The organism is Microbulbifer variabilis (assembly GCF_056232115.1).
Window position 1 is genome coordinate 3,730,630 of the sequence record NZ_CP174325.1, and the last position, 22,597, is coordinate 3,753,226.

Consider the following 22,597-nt stretch of genomic DNA (forward strand, 5'->3'; position numbering starts at 1 on the left):
TCAAAACGTTGCATTCAACACTTCTAGCAGTGTGGATAGTTTGAAATCTCAGCTTAGCGCGGTGCGGGCTTAAGCTGGTTATACACTTAAAAGGAGAGAAGTTATGAAAAATAAGGTAAACAGATTTGCAATTTTCGCTGAGAGAGTCCACCTAATGAATGGTGGAGCGAAAAGCTATAGAGACTCTGCGCCAACTCAAGAGGCGGCAAAGGAACTGGCGGAAGACATAGCGAAATCCAAGAAAGCAGAGTTTTATTCCTGGCTGCAAATTCTGGATATTGTGACGGGGAAGTTTACTGAATACTCGATTGAAAGGGGCGGGGTACTGGTGGAGAGGGACTGTTAATTATAATTGAAAATTATGAATTAAAGGTTGTGTGAGGTTGTTTCGAATGGGCACTCTGAAGATCTGGCATCGTTCTAAGACGCCAGATTTTATTTGATCTAAGGGAGTTTTTATATGGAGCTATCTTCAAGCACTGATCATATTGTCGCGCTGTCCTTCTTTGTTGTTTTCTAGCTTTGCCCTTAGTTCTTTTGTAGCCCCATTTTTTAGTTCTGTTTCCGACACTTGGTGAATCTCTATATCGAAATTTTTAGAATCAAATTTGATGCCTTGAGGGGGGGAGGCGCTGCCAAATATAATAACTATTTTGTCATCTTCCTTAATGTTCCTGGCTGTGCAGGCATTTCTATATTCATACTCAGCTCTTTTATATATTTTCAACATGTCCGGATCTATTTCTTTGAGTTCTATTTTATTATCCGATATTTTTAGGAGTGGGTTTAGAACTGCATATGTTATTTCTAATTTTTTTTGAATGATTTCTTTGTTTTCGATAAGCCCAATAAAGTTGATTGCTTCAGAGTTTGCATCAACCCCTAAGTTGGCTAGGCTTCTTTGAATCAAAGAATATTGTGCGTTGACAGATTCCATTTCGAAAATGCAATTTTCGGCATGACTAAGAGCCACCTCTGATGCTTCCTTTAGTTTTTTATATGCACCTATGGGGCCCTTATCTGAATCCCCCAAGCTTATGTTGAAATTGTGAATTTTACTGTCTGGGAACCATGCGTCATATAGTCCCGACTTGTTTAAAAACCTAATTTTATATTCTTTTTCTAGGCGGTTTAAAAGTTCAATAAACATTTTGTTGTGTTCAAGATATCGAGAGAATGCCGTTTGTCTCAGTTCATGATCCCAGATTTTATTGGAGTGAATCATTTGTTCTGTTGTTTGAGTGCTTCGATAAACCAGGCCTATCAACCCTAGCAACAATAATGTTCCAGTTGCAATTTTTATTGGGGGGCTGTAGATGTCAAAAAAAGTTTTCCAGCACAACGATGATCCGCAAAATTCATACTGCCCATAAATGGACTTAGTAATGAAACCGGTAACTACAAATGCTGCTGCAATGCCTATATATGCTGCCCACTTAAAATAAAAATAATCTTTAAGTGGTGTTGGGGGTTTGCCAAAGTTATTGTTGGTAGGGTTTTCTTTACCTTCATTTTTTGTATTAGTTTTTCTTGAAAACATGATACGCACTAGGTCCTCCATGAAATTAAAAAAATATTTTCAATATTTATTTGTTGTTGCGGGTAGCTGTAAATCTATAGCCGTAATTGCGAGATATTGCTTGGATTCTAAGGAAAACACTTGAATGTCTATTGTTGCATCCTCTTTTATGTTTAGAGCCACCGGGGTTAGATATTTTTCAACTTGTATATATTTATGCCCTTGCCATTTACATTGTGCCCTTATCCTACTGCTTTCCTCAATCGAGCTTATTGAGAACCCGTCTTGAAGAGTTACACCCGCAACCTTTATCTCACACCTTCGACTGGAAGATTCACCAACTATGATTAATACCCCGCCCGTAATACTCCTAGCCTCAATAATTTTGAGTCGATCAGGCTCAATTTCTATCAGGTTATCTGCCGTCGGGTAGATTTCACTTCCTTTCATACCTTCCTGACAGCCAGTCAAAGCTATGAAACACGCTCCAGTCTTTAAAAACCCCTTAAAAATTCGCATAACCAACTCCCTCTGATTTTCGATGATCAATAATTGTGCAGTAAAAAGGGGCTCTGGTCACTCCTCCCCACGCCTGCCGATTTGGGGCTCTCTTTTGGTTAGTGAAATCGAAAAAAGAGCTTTGCCGTTAACTTGCGCGGGTTGTAGAGCCACTTTGAATTTCACACTTTGAAGAGATTTGAAGGGAAATGAAGTTTTCCTTCGTCGCTTCAGGCTGGCTTTGGCACTTGATTAGACCAAGGGCAGAGTAGGGTCTTAGCGGGGCGAGAAAAGCGACTGAGAGCGTCGCTAGAGGCTCAGCCTGCCAGCTCCTTGGCAGCAGTGGTTCAGTTTACGTTGACACTTTGTCGACACCTGAACGAAAAAAGGGCGGTACCAAGGAAATTGGTACCGCCCTTCGATGCTTGTAAGTCTATGATTTACAAGACTTTATATGGCGGTGGGGCAGGGATTCGAACCCTGGGACCTGTTACAGTCAACGGTTTTCAAGACCGCCGCTTTCGACCACTCAGCCACCCCACCAAATTGTGCTGCGCATTATACATAGCTTCGTGCTACATACAAGCGCCATTGTGATTTTTTTTAATTAGTTCAATAGGTTAGGTGGTTTATTGACCAGTCCCGACAAACACGTCGGGCATAAATAGCCGCCAATCCCAGGGGGGCTGGCGGCTCTAGTGGCTTTATTTAGCCAGCTTCTGCCGAATTGCGGTCGCTACCATCCTCGGTGGTTACCCGTGTCGTCTGGCGGGCCAGGCGCGGATCATTGGCCGGGCGGGACAGTGAGCGCGGGCTGTGAGAGATCGCTGCAGGTTGGGCGGTATCCAGTGGTTGCTGGGAGCCTACCTGGCGGTGCTCAGTCACAATGGCAAGTTCAAGCAGGGGCTTGGGGTTGATGCGAGGGTCATTGCTGGCACGGCCTTGAGCGGCGGGAGTGGTAACTTTTTCAGAAGCTTCAGCTTCTGCGGCCACAACTTCTACCTGGTCCGTAACTTCGCTGGTTTCGCTGTGCTGCTCCAGTATTTCTGCTACCTCATTGGCTTCGGACAATGCGATTTCCTCGGCATCTTCCGGTTCAGCCTGGGTTGCTTCTGCTGCAGTCAGAGTTTCTGCGGTTGGTGTTGCCTCAACTGCCAGTTCTTCTCTGGCTGGAGCTGTGCTTTCTGTTTCTCCTTGAGTCGCAGCAGGTCCTTCAGCTGGAACTTTTACTGCAGGTTCTGGCTTGGCAGCGAGAGTTGTTTGTTCTTTTTCCTTTGTGGGTGCCGGAGTCGCTTCCGTAGCAGGGGTAGAAGCCCTTTCAACTTTTGCAGTAAATGCAGCGTAGGGTTCAGCTCGCTTGGGCTCGATAGGGGCTTCCGCTGCGACCTCAGTTTTCACAGGCGCAGGTGAACGCTCAGGGATCTCTACTGCTGGCTTGGGTTGCGCTTGGGTAGATTTTGGCTTTTGTTCCCGGCGCTCGCTCTTGCGCATGGGTGTTTCGCCATGGTTTTCTGCAGTAAATTCCTTGGACTTCCTGGCTTCGCTTTCCGCTTCATCAATGGCTTCATTGACTTCGCGATTCAGCTCTTCCTGGCTCTGGGCTACGGCAGCTGCAGCAGTATTTTCTGTGCGGCGGCCGCGGCGGCGGGCCTGTGGGCGACCGCGTACATTGCTTGGGCGGCGCGCAGGGCGCTGTTCGCCGCTATCACCTGTCTGCTCAAAGGATTCGCTAGTGCTCTCGTTCTCAGCCACTACACTGCGGCTTTCATCCCGGCGGCGATTGTCATTGCTGCGACGACGACGACGGCGGCGCTGACTCTCGCCACGCTCGGCGCCGGTTTCGCGATCTTCAAATTGCTTGGTCTGTTGTTTCTCTTCCCGCTGATCTTCACGTTTGGAATCATCACGGCGATCGTCTTTACGGCGCGTAGGGCGGCCATTGCGGTTACCGCGACCACTGCGTTGGTTGCGATTACGGTTGCGGTCGCGCTGGTAATCCTTGCCGCGGTTTTTAGATTTTTGGTGCTTTTTAGGCTCTGCCTCTTCGCTCTTGAAGAGAGAGGCAATTGCAGTCATCAGGCGGCTGAACAGGCCCGGCTCTGGCTTTTTCTCCGGAGTGGGGGCAGGTGCGGTGTGGGCAATCTGCTGTACGGCCGGCTGGGCTGGAGTGCGCTGCGGCTTCTCATCTTTTTTGGTGATGGTTTCTTCCACAGTACCGGAAATCTTGTAAGAGGTTTCCAGGGTGGCGGTGTCGTCATCACGCAGACGCTGCACTTCAAAGTGCGGGGTCTCGATATCCGCATTGGGTACTACAACTACACGGGTTTTATTGCGGGACTCGATTTGGGAAATAGCCTTGCGTTTTTCGTTGAGCAGGTAGGTGGCGACATTCACAGGGGTGATGGCGCGAATTTCTGCGCTACGCTCCTTTTTGGCTTCTTCTTCCACCAGGCGGAGGATAGAGAGAGCCAGGGATTTGGTGCCACGAATAGTGCCCTGGCCGCTACAGCGGGGGCAGACGCGGAAGGTCGTTTCCCCAAGGGAGGGGCGCAGGCGCTGGCGCGACATTTCCAGGAGACCAAAGCGGGAGATGCGTCCAACCTGTACTCGGGCGCGATCCATGCTGAGCGCTTTTTCCATGCGCTTTTCAACTTCGCGCTGGTTGGATTTGCTCTGCATATCGATAAAGTCGATAACAACCAAGCCGCCCATATCGCGCAGACGCAGTTGTCGGGCGATTTCGTCTGCTGCTTCCAGGTTAATGCTGCGGGCCGTTTCCTCGATGTCTCCACCTTTGGTGGCACGGGAGGAGTTGATGTCGATGGAAACCAGTGCCTCGGTAACATCGATTACGATAGAGCCGCCGGAAGGTAGTTTCACTTCCCGCTCGAAGGCTGTCTCTATCTGGCTTTCAATCTGATAACGGTTAAAGAGGGGAATGGCATCTTCGTAGTACTTTACTTTATTTGCGTAGTGAGGCATTACCTGACGGGCAAATTCTGCTGCCAGTTCGAAGGCGCCTTTGTCGTCAACAATCACTTCGCCAATATCGTCACGCATATAGTCGCGAATAGCGCGGATGATGACATTGCTTTCCTGGAAAAGAAAATGCGGTGCTTTGGAAGTGTCCGCCTCTTCTTTTATGGCTACCCACAGTTTCAGTAGGTAGTTGAGGTCCCATTGCAGCTCTTCACCGCTACGACCCACACCTGCGGTGCGCACAATTATGCCCATGCCTGAGGGTACCTCAACGCTGGCCAGAGCATCGCGCAGTTCCGAGCGCTCGTCACCTTCAATGCGGCGGGAGATACCGCCAGCGCGAGGATTGTTTGGCATCAGTACCAGGTAGCGCCCGGCAAGGCTAACGAAGGTAGTAAGGGCGGCGCCTTTGTTGCCGCGCTCTTCCTTGTCTACCTGTACGATAACTTCCATGCCTTCTTTGACGACATCTTTAATCTTGATGCGGCCTTCAATGTCTTTGGGCTGCTTGAGGAAGTATTCGCGGGAAATTTCTTTCAGAGGGAGGAAGCCGTGACGCTCTTCGCCATAATCAACGAATGCGGCTTCGAGAGAAGGTTCTACGCGGGTAATCTTGCCTTTGTAGATATTGGCTTTTTTCTGCTGACGTGTTCGGTTCTCAATATCCAAGTCATACAGCCACTGGCCGTCCACCAGGGCTACACGCAACTCCTCAGGCTGGGTTGCGTTGATTAGCATTCTTTTCATGCGTGTCGTTTTCCTTGCGTTGCGCAAAGGTTTGACACCGCTGTTCGCAGACTTGCTTGTTGGCCGCCTACCGGAGAGGACCGGAAAGCGGGGCAGGGAATTGGGTGGCACTGGCTCTGCCGCAAATTCGATCTACGCGGCTTTTTGAGACGAGTGTTCGCCCATTGTTCTCACTGCAAAAACTCTGGATAAGCCTCACGATGCTGCTATCCGTTGGCGCTATTGGTTAGCACCGTTCTTCCTTAAGTACCTTTTGCTAGTACTGCCCTGTACCTGTGCCATAGGCTTCCATGGCCGGGTTGGGCGCCACCCTTCGGTCAGTTTCTAGCTGGGTGGCAAGGTTTGCGTCATCAATACGGGCTCTGTAGCTCGGCTTTTGGCCGATCTGTGTGTTCTATATTTTGTTCACCGGGCACGTGGAAGCTGGAACACCCGGGTAGCCAGTGCGGTCGCTGGCATTATTTTCTACAAAGCGGGACGCAAGTTTATGAGTCGTCCTTTCAAGCGCTGCGGGTCACGGCCCGTCTTACCTTCGCGATATTTACCCACCTAACAGTGGGCTGTTTTGCTGCTGAGGCCCCCATAGGGTTCTCGTTTTGGGAGGCACTCATCAGCTAAGTTTCTATCAATGACGCGGCATTCCCGCGCACCGGCCGAACAGCGGTATTTTCTCTGAAGCCATGGCTGTCTCTTCATGTGGGAAGTTGCCAGTGGCCGAAAACCAGCGGAATTCAGGCCGGCCGAATATAGCACGGGCAGGAGGGTGCTTCAATTGTCCCTGCTGCGGCGCTATGATGCGCGTCATGCGAAGTATACCTCCCCAAAAACCGGCTGAGGCCGATAGCCCCTCTGATACCTGGAACCCTTCTGGCGGCGTGCAGTTTTTAACTGTGCCGGATGAGTTGGCAGGGCAAAGGATTGACAACTTTTTACAGGCGCGCCTTAAAGGTGTGCCCCGTTCAAGAATCTATCGAATCCTGCGCAAGGGTGAGGTAAGAGTAAATAAAGGACGGGTTAAGGCGGAATACAAGTTGGTGGCGGGGGATGTGGTACGTGTGCCGCCAATCCGTGCAGCCGAGCAAACTCCGGCCCCTGTTGCAGGAGAGCAGCTGCGCCAGCTGGTGAAAGAATCCATACTATATGATGATAATGGGTTAATGGTGATCAATAAGCCTGCAGGCCTTGCGGTGCATGGCGGCAGTGGCGTGCGCCTCGGCTTGATTGAGGTGTTGCGGCAGATGTATCCGCAGAGTCGCTTTATAGAGTTGGTACACCGTCTCGACCGTGATACTAGTGGTGCCATTATGGTGGCGCGCAAGCGTGCCATTTTGCAGCATGTGCAGTCAGAATTGCGTAACGGCCAGATAGGCAAGTCTTATCTGGCGCTGGCCGTGGGCAAATGGCCTCGAGGTCGGCGGTTGGTTGAGGCTCCCCTGCGTAAAAACACCCTAAAGAGTGGGGAGCGTATGGTGTCAGTACACCCTGAGGGTAAGCCCTCAGAGACACGCTTTCAGTTGCTTGAACGTTTCAAGGCGGCCACTTTGGTTTCGGCGGTGCCAGTGACCGGGCGTACTCACCAGATCCGGGTTCACGCACAGTTTGTGGGTTGCCCTTTAGCTGGGGATGCTAAATATACCCCAGATGTCACAAACCGGGAGTTTCGCTCCCGCGGGCTAAAGCGTCTGTTTCTCCACTCCGCTTCGGTCCGTTGTTCGCTCCCCAGCGGTGAGAGGGTGCATGTTGAAGCGCCCCTGCCTGGCGAGTTAGAGGCGTTGTTGAAGAAATTGCGGGAAGAATAGGTCTGCTGGTTGTATGTTGGTTATTCTCGATTGGGATGGCACAGTTTGTAATTCTGAGTCGCGTATTGTCGCTTGCATGTTGCGAGCGGCTGAGCGGGTAGGGTTGCCGGTCCTGGCACCTGAGGCGGTAAGCAATATTATCGGACTCGGCCTGCCGGAGGCTGTGGCAACACTTTTCCCTGAAGCTGTAAGTGAGGATAAGCTGGCTTTGCGGCAGTTTTATTCAGAGGAGTGGATGGCTGCGAGGGTGGAACCCTTGCCGCTTTTCAATGGGGTGTTGGATACCCTCGATAAGCTGCTTTGTGCCGGACATCAGCTGGCAGTGGCGACAGGTAAAAGTCGCCGGGGCCTCAATCGCGAGTTCAAAGAGCATGGACTGGGGCATTTGTTTGTCGCTAGTCGCTGTGCCGATGAGACTGCCTCCAAGCCTGATCCACTGATGCTAAGCGAGTTGCTGTCTGAAACCGGCCATAAGGCTGAGGAAGCTGTCATGGTTGGTGATACGGTTTACGATTTGGACATGGCAGCGGCTATTGAGATGCCGTCCATCGGTGTTAGTTATGGCGCCCACTGTCCTACCAGGCTGCGGGAATGTCGGCCCAAGGCCATAATTGATGAGTTCTCAGGCCTGCTTAGCTGGCCGCCTTTGGTTCCCTAGTTGCTGGTGCTAGTGGGCTGATGCCGAATTCACCAAGGAAATCTACCAGGCGAATCAGGGGGAGGCCCACCAGAGTGTTGATATCTGAGCCCTCTAGTTTTTCAAAGAGCGTGATACCTAGCCCTTCAACTTTGAATGAGCCCGCGCAATCGTAGGGCTCCTCCAGATCTATATAGCGCTCTATCTGCTCCATACCGAGCTGACGGAAGTAAACGGTGTAGATTTCTACTGAGCTCAGTTGTCTCTTGGTCGTACTGTTAAGTACGGATAACCCGGTAAAGAAGGTAACTTTGTTGCCGGAGCAGGCGCGGAGTTGGGTGATTGCCCGTTCGCGGTTACCTGGCTTGCTCAGGATGCGGCCATTGCACTCTGCTACCTGATCGGAGCCAATAATCAGCGATTGAGGGTTCTTTGGCGCCAGTGCGTGAGCTTTTTCCTCAGCGAGCCTCAGGGCTAAAGCGTTGGCGCTCTCCCCGGGTTTTGCCTCCTCATTTATCTGGGGTGCAATATGTTCAAAGGAGAGGTGCAATTGCCCTAGTAATGCTCTGCGGTAGGGGGAGCTTGAGGCCAGTATCAGTGAAAGAGACATTCCAGGGGGTGTTTCCGTAATTGATTGGTCGAAGTTTGTGACCGCGCGATACTGCAGCGCCTTAATTGTTTTGACAAGGGTAGAGTGAGTCCATAGAATTGCGCGCTTATGTCGATAGCCCCCTCAAAATCAGTATTACCAAAGAGCATTGATGCTCGGAAATTGGTGCAGCGTGAACAGTATTTAGACGGTATTTTGCCGTGGGAACCACTGGATCGACTGCGTACAGCCGTGGAATCTGTGGATGGGGAGGTCGTGTCTGAATTGCAATTTGGGCGCGATCTGCAAGGTCATCTCACTGTAAACGGCAAAGTGTCGTGTACTGTTGAGCTGCTGTGCCAGCGCTGCCTGCACCCAGTGCGTGAGCAGATTGAGGCACAGTTTTGCTGGGGTATCGTTTGGTCTGAGGAGCAGGGTAAAGCCCTCCCCAAGGATCTGGATCCGGTGATCCAGGAAAGCGAGGAGCTAAACCTGCACCAGATCCTTGAAGATGAAATTTTGCTCAATCTGCCGATGGTGGCTTATCACGATGAGGAATGCGTCTCCAGGGACAGTTTTCATATTGGTGAGGAGAAAGCGGAGGCGGGTGAGCAACGAGAAAACCCCTTTAAAGTGCTGGAGCAGTTGAAGGGTTCTTCGGGTAAGTCCTAGATTTATTCGAGGAGTTTGGGCTCGCCGGTAGGCGCCCCGGTTCCAGTGAAATTTGTTTATTTTAGGAGCTAGCAATGGCTGTTCAACAAAACAAGAAGACTCGTTCCCGTCGCGGCATGCGCCGTTCTCACGACGCCCTGGGTGCTGGTGCAACTCTCTCTGTGGACCCTACCACCGGTGAGAAGCATCGTCGCCACCACGTGACCAAAGACGGTTTCTACCGCGGTCGCAAGGTGATTGAAATCGGCGGCGGCTCCGAAGAAGAGTAAGCCTTGTCCAGCCAATTGCGATTGGCCGTGGATGCAATGGGCGGGGACTTAGGTCCCCGCTCTGTCGTTCCGGCCTGTATTAGATTTCTTCAAAATTTCCCCAATGCGCAGCTGAAGTTATTTGGCCCTCGCGCGCAGCTTGAGACTCTGATCCTTGAGTTTCACAAAACCCGATTTTCTAACCGTCTTGAAATAGTCGATTGCGCCCAGGTTGTTACGCAAGAGTGTAATCCGCTGCAGGCCGTGCGACGCAAGCGTGGCTCCACTATGGCAGAGGCCTTGAAGGCGGTTGCCAGTGGTGATGCCCAGGCTATGGTTACCTCGGGAAATACCGGCGCGCTGTTGGCCCTTAGTCGTAGCATACTGGGTAATATTGATGGCGTTCGAAAGCCCGCGCTGGGCAAATCGGTCCCTTCCGGCCACGGCTCCTGCTATCTTTTGGACCTCGGTGCGAATGTTGGTTGTAGCGCGGAAGATTTGTTGCAGTTTGCGCGTATGGGTATTGAAGCTCAGCACATTCATACGGCTATCCCCCGCGAGAGTATTGAGGTCGCTTTACTGAATATTGGCTCGGAGGCACACAAAGGGACTGCTGAGATTCGTCGCGCTTCAGAGCTGCTTGAGGCGGATCCAGAGGTCAACTATGTGGGCTTTGTGGAAGGGCACGACATATTTACCGGTTCTGTCGATGTGGTTGTCTGCGATGGGTTGATGGGAAATGTGGCGATGAAGTCCGCTGAGGGTGTGATTCGACTAATGGGTCAAAAAGCGTTCACTATCGAGAAAAAGGGGTGTTTCAAGCGTTTTTTTGGCCAATTAGCCATAAAGCTGTTGCGAAAATGGCGTACACAGGTGGAACCCGCTCGCTATAATGGCGCCAGCTTTGTAGGGGTGAAGGGCAACGTGATCAAAAGTCACGGAGGAGCCAGTAGCGAGGCTTTTTACCGGGCAATGGTGACGGCGAAGGAATGTGCTGATGCCAACCTGGCCGCCAAGGTTGGTGCCGCTATGGCCCAGGCTGGCGAGCGAAACTCAAAGGAAATGGGGTAGGAAGTACGTTCCCCCTCCTACTGAAATTTGCCAAATAGGTTTAAGGATATCTTATGACCAATGCTGCGCTTGCATTTGTCTTTCCGGGGCAGGGATCTCAGAAGATCGGTATGCTTTCTGAGATTGCTCAAGAGGCTCCCGAAATCCAGGCCACTTTCGCCGAAGCTTCAGAGGTTCTTGGTTATGATCTGTGGGATCTCTGCCAGAACGGTGAGCAAGAGGCGATCAATCTCACTCAGCGCACCCAGCCTCTTCTTTTGACTTCCAGTGTAGCCCTGTATCGCCTGTGGCGTGCCCGTGGGGGAGCCCAGCCTGCTCGTATGGCGGGGCATAGCCTGGGGGAGTGGTCTGCCCTGGTTTGTGCTGGAGTGCTGGTCTTTAAAGATGCAGTGCATCTTGTTCGGGAGCGCGGTCGTTTGATGCAGGAAGCGGTTCCTGTGGGTACAGGTGCTATGGCTGCAGTGATAGGTCTCGAAGATGAGGCTGTGGAAGCTGCTTGTGCCAGTGCTGCAGAAGGTGAGGTGGTTTCCGCTGTAAATTACAACTCTCCTGGGCAAATAGTGATTGCCGGCAATAGCGCAGCGGTTGATCGTGCTATAGAGGCCTGCAAGGCTGCCGGCGCTAAGAAAGCAATGTCCCTGCCGGTAAGTGCCCCGTTCCACACAGAGTTGATGCGCCCAGCGGCGGAGAAGCTTGCTCCCCAGATTGAAGCGGCGGAATTTAACACACCTGAAATTCCGGTTGTGCACAATGTGCATGCGGGAGTTGAATCGGATCCTGCCGCAATTAAGGCTCTAATGATTGAGCAAATCTATCGCCCGGTACGCTGGACTGCATGTACCCGCAAGATTATCGCCGATGGCGCTGCGCAGTTGGTTGAGTGTGGGCCAGGCAAGGTGCTGGCTGGATTGACAAAGCGTATTGATCGCAGTGTTGCTTGCCACAACATCGACAGCCCCAGTAATTTCAATGAGGCACTGAGAGCTACAGCGGTCTGAGTAGTGTTTTGGCGACTGCCATTGGTTGAATAAGGATAAAGCGAGTATGAGCCTAATGATTTCCCTGGAGGGCAAAGTAGCCCTGGTTACCGGTGCCAGCCGCGGTATTGGTGCGGCAATTGCAGATATGTTGGGTAGCCTGGGGGCAACAGTGGTCGGCACTGCCACCAGTGAAGGCGGTGCTGAAAAAATTAGCACGCGCTTTGCTGAAAAGGGCATCAAGGGAGCTGGTATGGTGCTTGATGTTACCAGTGCGGAGAGTATTGCCGGACTTCATGCTGCCATAAAGAATGACTTTGACGTGCCAACGATTTTGGTAAATAACGCAGGTATCACTAAAGATAACCTGCTGATGCGCATGAAGGACGATGAGTGGGATTCTGTTGTTGAAACTAACTTATCTGCAGTTTTTCGTATGACCAAAACCTGCTTGCGGGATATGACCAGGGCTCGCTGGGGGCGAATTATTAATATCAGCTCTGTAGTCGGTAGCATGGGTAATGCCGGACAAAGCAATTATGCGGCTACTAAAGCGGGTGTTGCTGGTTTTGCGCGGTCCCTTGCAGCCGAGATTGGTTCTCGTGGAATTACCGTAAATACTGTGGCTCCGGGTTTTATTGATACAGATATGACCAAGGTGTTGCCAGAAGCTCAGCGCGAAGCGCTACTTGGTAAAATCCCCTTGGGCCGTCTTGGTCAGCCCGAAGAAATCGCATCTGTGGTAGCCTTCCTGGCAAGCGATGCCGGAGGATATGTCACTGGTGAGACAATTCATGTCAATGGCGGCATGTATATGACCTGATGTTTGTTTAAAAATACTTCTTTAACTCATTGATTTTAGGAGTATTTTGTTATTTGCTGATGGTGGTGCAGGGCCGTACATTACATCCCTAAAAACTTGGGGTACAATGGCCTCTGAATTATCCAAAAGCTGTGTGAGCCGGTCGTTATCACCGTCAATTAAGTTGGTGAAATAACAATAACGACTAAAACAGATTTTTACCCACTAGGAGTTAAATTGAATCATGAGCAGCATTGAAGAGCGCGTTAAAAAGATCGTTGCTGAACAACTGGGCGTGAAGGAAGAAGACGTAAAGCCTGAAGCCTCTTTTGTTGAAGATCTGGGCGCGGACTCACTCGACACAGTTGAGCTGGTTATGGCTTTGGAAGAGGAATTCGAAACTGAAATCCCTGACGAAGAAGCCGAAAAAATCACTACTGTTCAGCTGGCAATGGATTATATCAAGGACAACCTTGGTTAATTCCTGCTGGGTAGTTTAGGCGCGAACAGCATAGTGTCTGTACGTAGCCAAGCGATTCTGAGAGCCGTTCTATGTTACATAGCGCGGCTCTCTTTTTATGAGCACTATGGAATTGTGACTGCTGGCCGAATGTTGTTTCCCTCACCGTACGGGGGGAGTGCAGCGGCCGCAAGAGTTTCGGGGGGACCGCAGTGTCGCACAGAAGAGTTGTTGTAACCGGAATGGGCGTAGTCAGCCCGTTGGGTAACACCGTAGGAGAAACTTGGTCTGGCATTCTGAAGGGGGCCATTGGCGTAGCTCCGATAGAAACCTTTGATGTTTCAGCTTTCTCAACCCGCTTTGCAGCTACGGTAAAAGATTTCGATCCCACTCCTTATATGCCCGCGAAAGATGCGCGCAAGATGGATACTTTTCTGCAATACGGTTTGATTGCAGGTATCCAGGCTATGCAGGATAGTGGTCTGGAGGTGAGTGGCGAGGGTGCCCAGCGCATGGGGACCTGCATTGGCTCCGGAATGGGTGGCATTATGGCCATCGAAGACAATGCGATGTTAATTGCGGAGAAGGGGCCTCGCCGCGTATCGCCTTTCTTTGTGCCTGGTGCCATTATTAATATGGTCGCTGGTAATCTGTCTATTAAGTACGGCCTGCGTGGGCCGAACCTTGCGGTGACCACGGCGTGTACAACAGGCACTCATGCGTTGGGCCTTGGCATGCGTACGATTCAGTATGGTGATGCCGATGTGATGGTGTGTGGTGGTGCAGAAATGGTGACCACTCCTGTCGGGCTCGGTGGATTCTGTGCAGCTAGGGCGCTCTCGACACGTAACGATGATCCCCAAACTGCCAGCCGTCCTTGGGACAAAGGCCGGGATGGTTTTGTTCTGGGTGAGGGGGCTGCAGTACTTGTGCTGGAAGAGTATGAGCATGCCAAAGCACGTGGTGCGAATATCTATGCGGAATTGAGCGGTTTTGGTATGAGTGGTGATGCCCACCACATGACGTCGCCACCGGAAGATGGTGCGGGTGCGGCGCTATCTATGCAGAATGCGCTCAAGGATGCAGGCATGAATGCTGATGAGATCCAGTATATCAATGCCCATGGCACCTCCACTCCTCTGGGGGATAAAGCGGAAATCGAGGCTGTTCAGAAGGTTTTTGCAGGTAACACTGAAAAACTAGCTGTTAGCTCCACTAAGTCTATGACAGGTCACCTTTTGGGCGCTGCCGGTGCGATCGAAGCGGTATTCTCTGTGTTGGCGCTACGTGACCAAATAGCCCCGCCCACGATGAACCTCTATGAACCAGATGAGGCGTGCGCCGATATTAATTTAGTGCCCCAAGAGGCGCAGCCAACAGCCATTGAGTCTGTGTTATCCAACTCCTTCGGGTTTGGTGGCACTAATGGCTCGCTGATTTTTAAGCGAATCTGACCCTGCCTGCCCGCCGTAGGGCGGGCAACTCTCACCCCGAGGAGAGTATGTCCAAGTTGCCGCAGTTCTACCGAAAAGGGCGCCGGGCTAGCGAACTGGTGCCCGATAGTGACTATGCAAATGGAATCCTAGAAACCATGCGTTGTCACAACGGAAGTCTGCCGCTGTGGTCTCTACACCGATCTCGGCTGGTACGCAGCTCTGCCCTCAGCGCACTGCTTCTTTCTGATATTGACCGCTTTATTAAAAAATTGGCTGCTAAATGTAGTCAAAATGCAGCAGTTGCACGACTTCGTGTAGGGTTTGTCGATGGGCGTGAGTGCTGGGACTTAGCTTTCCTGCCCCTGATGCGAGGTCTTGAAGAGGAGCTTGGTGCTCGCCTGTATCCTTGCCGCACTAGGCTGCTCAGCTCGGAAAGTAAGAACTTGGGCTGCAAATTTTTGGATCGCAGTCGATATAATGCTGCGAGAGCCGAGCTGCCTGATGGTGAACGCCTCGACGGTTTGATATTTGATGATTCGGGCCGAGTAATTGAGAGCCTGCGCTGTAATCTCTTGGCGAGATTTGGAAATACTTGGGTAACTCCAAATTTGACCAGGTGTGGTGTTCATGGGGTTATGCTGGATTGGCTTTCCGGTCATATCCGGTGGCAGGAGCAGGATATGAACATCGAGACATTTTGTGAGGCAGATGAAGTGGTCCTGTGCAACAGTGTTCGCGGAGTAATACCTGTTGTCGAGATTATTGGCTATAAAAGTTGGTCGATAGGACCTGGTGCGCGGAGGTTACAGCAGTTGATCGTGGAAGCATTGTGGTGAAGAAAAAGCGGGCCGGCGCCCTCGGTAAGTTATGGAAGGCCTTTTTTGCCAGCGTTCTCCTGGCGTGCGTGCTGGTGGCAGCTTCTGCATGGGTGCTGCAGGCAGCCTTGGCGACACCGCTTCAGCTGCAGGAAAGCGGTTTACAGTTGCAGGTAGAAAAGGGCGGTAGTCTTTCGAAAACCCTCCGGGAATTGAAGATCAAAGGTGTAATCAACTGGCCGCGCCTGGTTCTCGCCTACGCCTACTGGGAAGGTAAAACCGATATTCACTCCGGGGAATATCTGGTGCCCCACGGTAGCACTGCTATGGATCTGATTGCGCGCCTGAATAGAGGAGAGGTCACCAGTTACCGGGTGACTCTGGTTGAGGGCTGGACGTTTCGACAAGCCCTGGAAAAAATCAGGTCCGGGCGGAATATTGTAAAATCTGAAGCGGGCAGAACTGTCAGCGCTGCAGCTAAAGCACTGGGGCTTGACGAAGGCGCTGTGGAAGGGTGGATCTTCCCGGATACTTATGTTTACCGATCCGGTACTACCGATATCGAACTCTTGCGAGAAGCTTATGAGCGAATGCGGCAGGTTCTTGAGGAAGAGTGGCAGGCTAAAGGGGATGACCTTCCTTACAAGTCCCCCTACGAGGCACTGATTATGGCTTCGCTGATAGAGAAGGAAACCGGGCAGCCTTCCGAGCGCAGCGAGATTGCGGGGGTTTTTGTTCGCCGGTTGCACAAGGGAATGAGGTTGCAGACAGACCCCACCGTGATTTATGGGCTGGGAGAGGATTATGATGGTAATCTTACCCGCGCCCATTTGCGCCAATCGACTCCTTACAATACTTATGTAATCGATGGGCTTCCACCTACACCGATTGCTTTGCCTGGACGTGCAGCTATTAGGGCTGCATTAAACCCGAAGCCGGGCAGGAGTCTTTACTTTGTGGGGAAGGGGGATGGCTCCCATCATTTTTCGACAACTCTGACAGAGCACAACCGTGCAGTGCGAGAGTATCAGCTGAAGCGACGAGCGGATTACCGCTCCAGTCCAGCAAAAGGAAATTAGTTACAGTGTCGCGCGGAAAATTTATAACCCTGGAAGGGGGTGAAGGTGTTGGTAAATCTACCAACCTGAAATTTATTACCCAATGGTTAACAGACCGTAATATTCCGTTTATTCAAACCCGTGAGCCTGGCGGTACGCCTTTGGCAGAACAGTTGAGAGAATTGCTCCTGGCGAAGCGTGAAGAGCCTGTGAATCCGACCGCTGAGCTGCTGATGGTGTTCGCAGCACGTGCCCAACATCTGGCCCAGGTGATCCTACCTGCGCTGGAGCGTGGTGAGTGGGTAATCTGTGATCGCTTTACAGATGCCACTTATGCGTACCAGGGTGGTGGTCGCCAACTGGACCGGCCACTGATTGAACAACTGGAAAATACTGTACAGGGTACATTGCGTCCCGACAAAGTATTGCTTTTGGACCTCGATCCGGAGATTGGCTTGCAACGAGCAGCGAATACCGGTGCTGCCGATCGTTTTGAAAGTGAGCATTTGGGCTTCTTTCAACGAGTGCGTCACGCCTATCGCAAACGTGCCGAGGCTTCACCTTCCCGCTACGCCATCATTGACGCCGGACAGCCCCTGCAGCAGGTCCAGCGGGATCTTGGTCAGGAGCTGGAGCGCCTGCTGATTTGATTCGGATATCCGCTTTCTTTGGCAAAGTGGGCGTGTTCATTTAAAAAAATTTCCTGGATCTAAACTTGGCAATTGTCAGTGTCTGAAACATTTCAACATATACCTATCCCCGAGCTGTTGCCCTGGCAGGCCTTGCAGTGGCAGCGCATTGGAGCCCAGTGGCGGGCAGGGCGCTGCCCACATGCTTTACTGCTAACAGGGCAGGCTGGCCTGGGTAAACGCGCATTTGCTGAAGCTTTTTCTGCGTTGGTGTTGTGTGAACAACCGCAGGGTGGCCAGGCTTGCGGAGGCTGTAAAGATTGCCGCTTGTGGCAGGCTGGTTCCCACCCAGACTTCCTGAGAATAGAACCGGAAAAAGCCGGTTCTCCACTTAAGGTGGAGCAGGTTCGCCAATTGGGTGATTTTGTCTCGCGAACTAGTGGCCGCGGTGGGGCGCGGTTGGTCTGGCTGGCACCGGCGGAAGCGATGAATATCAATGCTGCTAATGCCCTGCTAAAAAATCTTGAAGAACCGGCGGCATCGGTTATTTTTTTGCTGATTAGTGATTCTCCTTCTGGGCTGTTGCCAACGATCCGCAGCCGTTGTCAGTCGATTACTTTTCCCTCTCCAGCAGAGGAAGTGGCTTTGCAGTGGCTGCACAATCAAGGCCTGGAAGAACAGCTGGCACGGCGTGCGCTGGCTCTGTCTGGTGGTGCGCCCCTGTTGGCGGCTGAGTTGGCAGAGCCCCAAGCCCGTGAAGTACGTGAAAAGTTCCTGCGGGAGCTCACGAGTATTGCTGAAGGGCGCGCCAGTGCTGTTGCAGTTGCCGGGCGTTGGGAGGCTCCTCCGGAGTGCACAGAAATAGAGCAGCTTCTGCAGTTTTGGCAGCAGTGGATCTCGCAAATGGCCCAGGTACGCAGTTGTGATTTGACCGGTGATGCCCAATTAATGGCGCTTTTACAGCGTTTACCTGGTGGTGGGGAGGAGGGTTTGCGTCCTCTCTTTGGGTTCTATGATCACCTACTGCAAGCGCGCAAAGGGTTAAAGAGCGGGGCTAACCCCAATCGTCGCCTGCTGCTTGAGGAGTTGATGATTCGCTGGGCAAGGCTCTTTACTGTCTAGTGCCGCTTTTCAGTAGGTTGCAAATTTATAATTACAGGTGCGAAAAAGATGAAAAAGCGCTGTTTCTGGACAGAATCAGTACGCTCAGATAAGTTAGCGCATCATTGAAGAACATTGAGGTTGAGCATGAAAGCCATGGGAGGCGGTGCCCGCAACGGCATCCTATCGCTGAAGATTCAAGACAAGTCAGTTCTCTACGCGGCTTATATGCCCTTTGTGAAGAATGGTGGCTTATTTATCAGTACCGATAAATCTTACAGTCTTGGCGATGAAGTGTTCCTGCTGCTGAGCCTAATGGATGAGCCGGAAAAGATCCCGGTGGCAGGTAAGGTGATTTGGATTACTCCGAATGGAGCCCAGGGTAACAGAACTCCCGGGATTGGGGTTCAGTTTGGCGATAAAGATAATATTGCGCAAAACAAGATAGAAACCTATTTGGCCGGTACGCTTGAGTCCAGCCGACCCACTCATACGTTGTAACTTACACATGCTCGTAGATTCTCACTGTCACTTGGACAGGTTAAAGCTCGATAAATTTGATGGTGACCTCGATGCGGTGCTTGAATTGGCGCGCGATCGTGGTGTTGGTAAGTTCCTTTGTGTTGGCATCAGCCTCGATAATGTCGACGCAGTTGTTGAAATCGCTTCTCGCTACCGCGATGTTGTCTGTTCGGTAGGTATCCATCCGCTCGATGTGGAATCTGGTTTGGCCGGTGTTGACAAGTTGATAGCAATGGCCGAACGTCCCAATGTGGTAGCGTTGGGAGAGACCGGCCTTGACTACTATTACAGTACAGAAACCAAAGATGTTCAGCAGCAGAGTTTTATCGCCCATTTACAGGCTGCAGGGAGTGCGCAATTACCGGTAATTGTGCATACCCGCGATGCACGTGAAGATACTATCGATTTGATCCGTACACATGGAAACCTGGAAACAGCTGGTGTACTGCACTGTTTCACTGAAAACTGGGAGATGGCAAGATCCGCCTTGGATCTTAACTACTACATCTCTCTGTCTGGTATTGTCACCTTCAAGAATGCTGGGGAGCTGCGCGATGTTGCGCGTAAGCTACCACTGGACCGCTTGCTGGTGGAGACTGATTCTCCTTACTTAGCGCCGGTTCCCTACCGGGGCAAAGCCAATATTCCAGCTTATGTGCGTGAGGTGGCAGAATTTATTGCCGAATTGCGTGGCATCCCCTACGAACAGCTGGCTGAAATAACTACAGAAAACTTTTTCAGATTATTCCCGCGGGCAGCCTAGCCTGATCCCGACTATAGGAAGTACCCGAATGATGAAGCAGCAGTTGCAGGTCATGCTGACCCTGCAAGATGAAATTAATACCGTGGTCAATGAAAATTGGCGGGCCCAGAATTTTGCCTGGTACCGGGCGATCTGGGTAGAGAGTGCAGAGTTACTTGATCACTATGGCTGGAAGTGGTGGAAAAAACAACAGCCGGAAATCGACCAAGTAAAGCTTGAGCTGGTAGATATTTGGCACTTTGGTCTTAGCCTGGAGTTGCAGCAGGGGTCACCTGAGAAAGTGGCTGAAACTATGCTGGGTGAAATAGAAAAGGGATTGCGGGCCCCAGGTGATTTTCGCGAGAACCTGGAATCTTTCACGCTCAATACTTTGGCCAGTAAGCAGTTCGATCTGGGTGGTTTTGCACAATTACTTGCAGATGTGGCAATGCCCTTTGCTGAACTGTACCAGCGATATGTTGGTAAAAATGTACTCAACCGTTTTCGTCAGGATAACGGTTATAAAGAAGGCACTTATATAAAGAACTGGGCTGGTCGAGAAGACAATGAACACCTGGCAGAAATTGCCGGGCAGCTCGATCCTTCTGCGGCGGATTACAGTGACCAGGTCTATTGCTCTCTACAAGAGCGTTATCGAGAAATTGCACTGGCATAATCGTTCTTTTAATGCGTTGGTTGGACGATAAAGAAATTCACCAAGAAATTGAGCCAGTAATTCTATCGCTTGAGGTGAAATTTGCACACGAGGCCCTATAATGCGGCCGCTTACAAACGAGGAGAACTATCGTGAAAGCACCTGTTCGTGTTGCTGTTACCGGCGCCGCCGGTCAGATCAGCTATTCGCTGCTGTTCCGTATTGCTTCCGGCGAGATGCTGGGTAAAGATCAACCAGTTATTTTGCAGCTGTTGGAAATCACTCCGGCATTGGAAGCGCTAAAAGGCGTTGCCATGGAGCTCGAAGACTGTGCTTTCCCGCTGCTCGCGGGTATTGTACAGAGCGATGACGCTACTGTTGCGTTCAAAGACGCTGACTACGCTCTGCTCGTAGGTGCGCGCCCCCGTGGACCGGGTATGGAGCGTAAGGACTTATTGGAAGCCAACGCTGCAATTTTTTCCGCGCAGGGCAAGGCCCTGAACGATGTTGCCTCTCGCAACGTAAAAGTTCTGGTTGTTGGCAACCCGGCTAATACCAATGCCTTGATTGCCCAGCGCAATGCGCCGGACCTGGATCCACGCAATTTTACCGCTATGACCCGTCTGGACCATAATCGCGCATTGTCGCAACTGGCCAATAAGACTGAGTCCAGTGTTAATGACATTACCCACATGACCATCTGGGGCAACCATTCCTCCACTCAGTATCCAGACCTTCACCAGGTTAAAGTATCTGGCACCCCGGCAATGGATAAAGTGGAGCAAGACTGGTACGAGAACGACTTTATCCCAACCGTGCAGCAGCGCGGTGCCGCTATCATCAAGGCACGCGGTGCATCTTCTGCCGCTTCCGCGGCTAACGCCGCTATTGACCATATGCGCGATTGGGCGTTGGGTACTGCTGAAGGTGATTGGACCAGCATGGCTGTTTACAGCGATGGTTCCTATGATATTCAAGAAGGTTTGATTTACTCCTTCCCTTGCACCTGTAAAGGCGGCGACTGGGAAATCGTGCAAGGCGTAGAAATCAACGAATTCTCCCGCGAGAAAATGGCTGCTACAGAGCAGGAGCTGGCGGAAGAGCGTGATGCAGTAGCTCACCTGCTGCCATAATCGCAATGAATTGACAGCCTGTCGTTAGACAGGGTGGCATTAAAAACCCGCACAGCTAGTGCGGGTTTTTTTATGGTGTGACTTAAAGGTTGAACCAATGAGTCGCCCGCCGGATGTGGGCTTGGGATGCTGGCACTACACTGATTGTTAAGTGTTTGTCGGAAGCGTTTGCTATGGTCACAGAAGTCGGCCGCCACTCCTCCCGCTGTGCCTGTATTCTCTTACAGCCGAATCAATCCCTGTCGGTTTCTGGCAACTTATGGGTGTTTTTCTCTCTTGTTGCAGTCTCCTTGGGCATTAGCTTTGCCTTTGCCTTTGCTGGAGCCTGGATGATCCTGCCATTTGCCGGCCTTGAGATCCTGCTGTTGGGGGTTTTGTTTGCCTACGTGTGCATGGAGGGAACACGTCGTGAGGTTATACGAATTAATAATGAGCAGGTGGTTTTTGATTGCTGTAAGGGCTTTAGGCAGCAGAGTGTTTACCACCGCGAGTTTTCCCGAGATAAGCTGGCCCTTCTTGTTCGTATGGGGGCGAGCTCCGCTGAACCGGCCAAAGTGAGCTTCAGTGGGCCTGAGGGCTGCCTGGAAGTGGGGGAGTTCCTCACTGATGCGGAGAAGGCTGAGCTGGTACAGAAGCTGGGTCGGATCGGTATCATTGCTCGCAAGGAGCAGGAGTTTCATTTACGTCAATTCTGATTTCTCAGCAGTACTGGCGTCCTCCTTATCCACTTTTCGATATAATCCCCGACAATATTTGTAACTACTCCCCAGGGGATTTCTTATGGCTTTTCCCAAAATCGGCAATTTAGCACCGGCTTTTACTCTTACCAACCAAAGTGGTGAGAAGGTTTCTCTTAAAGACTTTCGTGACAAAAGTAATGTTGTGCTTTATTTCTACCCGAAAGCTCTGACGCCAGGTTGTACCACCCAAGCCTGTGGTATCCGCGATAGTAGTAGTGACTTTGAAAAACTTAATACCGTGGTTCTCGGAGTCAGCCCGGATCCAGAAGCCAAGCTGCAACGTTTTATCGACAAGCACGAACTCAATTTTGATCTCCTGTCTGATGAAGATCACAAGATCGCGGACAAGTATGGCTGTTGGGGCTTGAAGAAATTTATGGGTAAGGAATATATGGGGTTGATCAGAACTACCTTTATTATTGATCAGACCGGCCGCTTGCGTCATATCATTGATAAAGTCAAAACCAAGACTCACAGCGAGGATGTCCTTAACTGGATTGGGGAGAACCTTGATTAGTTAATTCGGCGTAAGTGATAGTTTAGCGGGTGCTCTGGGTGCCTCTGGGCCCTGCTTTTTGGTGTTTGGCATGGAAAACGAGCACTGCAGCCATGTATTTCTGCCCTATACAGCACAATAAGATGAAAAAAACCGCTGTCGTCCCTTGCATTCTCAATTCTTGGTCTATACTGGTCGTTGTAAAGGAAAGGTGCGCCGGCGAGAGAGTGTGTCTCTGTGGGGTATTGCCGGAGCGGTTAGTTTAAAAATTG

General features: G+C 51.2%; 25 protein-coding genes and 1 tRNA gene. 20 read left to right on the plus strand and 6 right to left on the minus strand.

Translation table 11 applies throughout. The annotated features are described in order from the left end of the window. Positions 1-103: 103 nt before the first annotated feature. Entirely contained in the window at positions 104-346 is a 243-nt protein-coding gene (locus tag ACJJI7_RS16705; protein ID WP_444901681.1) for a hypothetical protein, read from the plus strand. Between the two features lie 126 nt (positions 347-472). Here ACJJI7_RS16705 and ACJJI7_RS16710 read toward each other — a convergent pair whose 3' ends face one another. The 5 genes from ACJJI7_RS16710 to ACJJI7_RS16730 all read right to left on the minus strand — a co-directional run bounded on the left by ACJJI7_RS16710 (position 473) and on the right by ACJJI7_RS16730 (position 6,548). After that, positions 473-1,549 (minus strand): hypothetical protein, encoded by a 1,077-nt coding sequence (locus ACJJI7_RS16710; RefSeq protein WP_444901680.1) that lies wholly within the window; start codon positions 1,547-1,549, stop codon positions 473-475. A gap of 30 nt (positions 1,550-1,579) precedes the next feature. Next, on the minus strand, positions 1,580-2,038 hold the full coding sequence (locus ACJJI7_RS16715) for a hypothetical protein (RefSeq protein WP_444901679.1): 459 nt from the start codon (positions 2,036-2,038) through the stop codon (positions 1,580-1,582). Positions 2,039-2,472: 434 nt separating this feature from the next. Further along, positions 2,473-2,560 (minus strand) — tRNA-Ser (locus ACJJI7_RS16720). Positions 2,561-2,725: 165 nt separating this feature from the next. Then, positions 2,726-5,743: a ribonuclease E gene (gene rne, locus ACJJI7_RS16725; RefSeq protein ID WP_282950755.1), complete on the minus strand. Its 3,018-nt coding sequence runs from the start codon at positions 5,741-5,743 to the stop codon at positions 2,726-2,728. 625 nt (positions 5,744-6,368) lie between these two features. Continuing rightward, the gene (locus ACJJI7_RS16730) at positions 6,369-6,548 is read right to left on the minus strand and encodes a hypothetical protein (RefSeq protein ID WP_157533707.1); all 180 of its coding nucleotides are present in this window, start codon (positions 6,546-6,548) and stop codon (positions 6,369-6,371) included. Here ACJJI7_RS16730 and rluC point away from each other — a divergent pair. Further along, a complete protein-coding gene (gene rluC / locus ACJJI7_RS16735) occupies positions 6,547-7,542 on the plus strand; it encodes a 23S rRNA pseudouridine(955/2504/2580) synthase RluC (protein WP_444901678.1) in 996 nt (331 codons plus the stop codon). The genes ACJJI7_RS16730 and rluC overlap by 2 nt on opposite strands. A 13-nt stretch (positions 7,543-7,555) precedes the next feature. Then, positions 7,556-8,200, plus strand: a complete 645-nt coding sequence (locus tag ACJJI7_RS16740; RefSeq protein WP_282950753.1) for an HAD-IA family hydrolase — start codon at positions 7,556-7,558, stop codon at positions 8,198-8,200. Here the strand turns inward: ACJJI7_RS16740 and ACJJI7_RS16745 are convergent. Then, positions 8,175-8,789 carry a Maf family protein gene (locus ACJJI7_RS16745; protein ID WP_020415199.1) on the minus strand — a complete coding sequence of 205 codons (615 nt, stop codon included), beginning with the start codon at positions 8,787-8,789 and terminating at the stop codon, positions 8,175-8,177. The two genes, ACJJI7_RS16740 and ACJJI7_RS16745, sit on opposite strands and share 26 nt — an antisense overlap. A 108-nt stretch (positions 8,790-8,897) precedes the next feature. On the opposite strand from ACJJI7_RS16745, the gene ACJJI7_RS16750 reads away from it, so the two are divergent. The 17 genes from ACJJI7_RS16750 to bcp all read left to right on the plus strand — a co-directional run bounded on the left by ACJJI7_RS16750 (position 8,898) and on the right by bcp (position 22,346). Then, positions 8,898-9,440: a YceD family protein gene (locus ACJJI7_RS16750; protein ID WP_444901677.1), complete on the plus strand. Its 543-nt coding sequence runs from the start codon at positions 8,898-8,900 to the stop codon at positions 9,438-9,440. 74 nt (positions 9,441-9,514) lie between these two features. Beyond that, positions 9,515-9,709, plus strand: a complete 195-nt coding sequence (gene rpmF, locus ACJJI7_RS16755) for a 50S ribosomal protein L32 (RefSeq protein ID WP_020415201.1) — start codon at positions 9,515-9,517, stop codon at positions 9,707-9,709. A 3-nt stretch (positions 9,710-9,712) separates the two neighbouring features. Further along, positions 9,713-10,759, plus strand: a complete 1,047-nt coding sequence (gene plsX / locus ACJJI7_RS16760) for a phosphate acyltransferase PlsX (RefSeq protein ID WP_282950751.1) — start codon at positions 9,713-9,715, stop codon at positions 10,757-10,759. Positions 10,760-10,812: 53 nt separating this feature from the next. Continuing rightward, positions 10,813-11,757 carry an ACP S-malonyltransferase gene (gene fabD / locus ACJJI7_RS16765; RefSeq protein ID WP_282950750.1) on the plus strand — a complete coding sequence of 315 codons (945 nt, stop codon included), beginning with the start codon at positions 10,813-10,815 and terminating at the stop codon, positions 11,755-11,757. 46 nt (positions 11,758-11,803) lie between these two features. Next, the gene (gene fabG / locus ACJJI7_RS16770) at positions 11,804-12,559 is read left to right on the plus strand and encodes a 3-oxoacyl-ACP reductase FabG (RefSeq protein WP_020415204.1); all 756 of its coding nucleotides are present in this window, start codon (positions 11,804-11,806) and stop codon (positions 12,557-12,559) included. Between the two features lie 223 nt (positions 12,560-12,782). Next, entirely contained in the window at positions 12,783-13,019 is a 237-nt protein-coding gene (acpP, locus tag ACJJI7_RS16775) for an acyl carrier protein (RefSeq protein ID WP_020415205.1), read from the plus strand. Positions 13,020-13,210: 191 nt separating this feature from the next. Then, positions 13,211-14,452, plus strand: a complete 1,242-nt coding sequence (fabF, locus tag ACJJI7_RS16780; protein WP_444901676.1) for a beta-ketoacyl-ACP synthase II — start codon at positions 13,211-13,213, stop codon at positions 14,450-14,452. Between the two features lie 47 nt (positions 14,453-14,499). After that, the gene (locus ACJJI7_RS16785; RefSeq protein ID WP_282950747.1) at positions 14,500-15,270 is read left to right on the plus strand and encodes an aminotransferase class IV; all 771 of its coding nucleotides are present in this window, start codon (positions 14,500-14,502) and stop codon (positions 15,268-15,270) included. Then, positions 15,267-16,328, plus strand: coding sequence for an endolytic transglycosylase MltG (gene mltG / locus ACJJI7_RS16790; RefSeq protein WP_282950746.1), 1,062 nt, complete (start codon positions 15,267-15,269; stop codon positions 16,326-16,328). The genes ACJJI7_RS16785 and mltG overlap by 4 nt, the downstream gene beginning before the upstream one ends. 5 nt (positions 16,329-16,333) lie before the next feature. After that, positions 16,334-16,957 (plus strand): dTMP kinase, encoded by a 624-nt coding sequence (gene tmk / locus ACJJI7_RS16795; RefSeq protein WP_020415209.1) that lies wholly within the window; start codon positions 16,334-16,336, stop codon positions 16,955-16,957. 78 nt (positions 16,958-17,035) lie between these two features. After that, positions 17,036-18,058, plus strand: a complete 1,023-nt coding sequence (locus ACJJI7_RS16800; protein ID WP_282950745.1) for a DNA polymerase III subunit delta' — start codon at positions 17,036-17,038, stop codon at positions 18,056-18,058. A gap of 126 nt (positions 18,059-18,184) precedes the next feature. Further along, complete coding sequence (locus ACJJI7_RS16805; protein WP_020415211.1) at positions 18,185-18,538, plus strand: PilZ domain-containing protein; 354 nt, start codon at positions 18,185-18,187, stop codon at positions 18,536-18,538. Positions 18,539-18,545: 7 nt separating this feature from the next. Next, a complete protein-coding gene (locus ACJJI7_RS16810) occupies positions 18,546-19,322 on the plus strand; it encodes a TatD family hydrolase (protein WP_282950744.1) in 777 nt (258 codons plus the stop codon). Positions 19,323-19,350: 28 nt separating this feature from the next. Further along, positions 19,351-19,977 (plus strand): dUTP diphosphatase, encoded by a 627-nt coding sequence (locus ACJJI7_RS16815; RefSeq protein ID WP_020415213.1) that lies wholly within the window; start codon positions 19,351-19,353, stop codon positions 19,975-19,977. A 131-nt stretch (positions 19,978-20,108) separates the two neighbouring features. Continuing rightward, the gene (locus ACJJI7_RS16820) at positions 20,109-21,089 is read left to right on the plus strand and encodes a malate dehydrogenase (protein ID WP_282950743.1); all 981 of its coding nucleotides are present in this window, start codon (positions 20,109-20,111) and stop codon (positions 21,087-21,089) included. Between the two features lie 173 nt (positions 21,090-21,262). Then, complete coding sequence (locus ACJJI7_RS16825; RefSeq protein WP_040629442.1) at positions 21,263-21,784, plus strand: DUF2244 domain-containing protein; 522 nt, start codon at positions 21,263-21,265, stop codon at positions 21,782-21,784. 85 nt (positions 21,785-21,869) lie between these two features. Further along, entirely contained in the window at positions 21,870-22,346 is a 477-nt protein-coding gene (bcp, locus tag ACJJI7_RS16830; protein WP_020415216.1) for a thioredoxin-dependent thiol peroxidase, read from the plus strand. Positions 22,347-22,597: the final 251 nt, after the last annotated feature.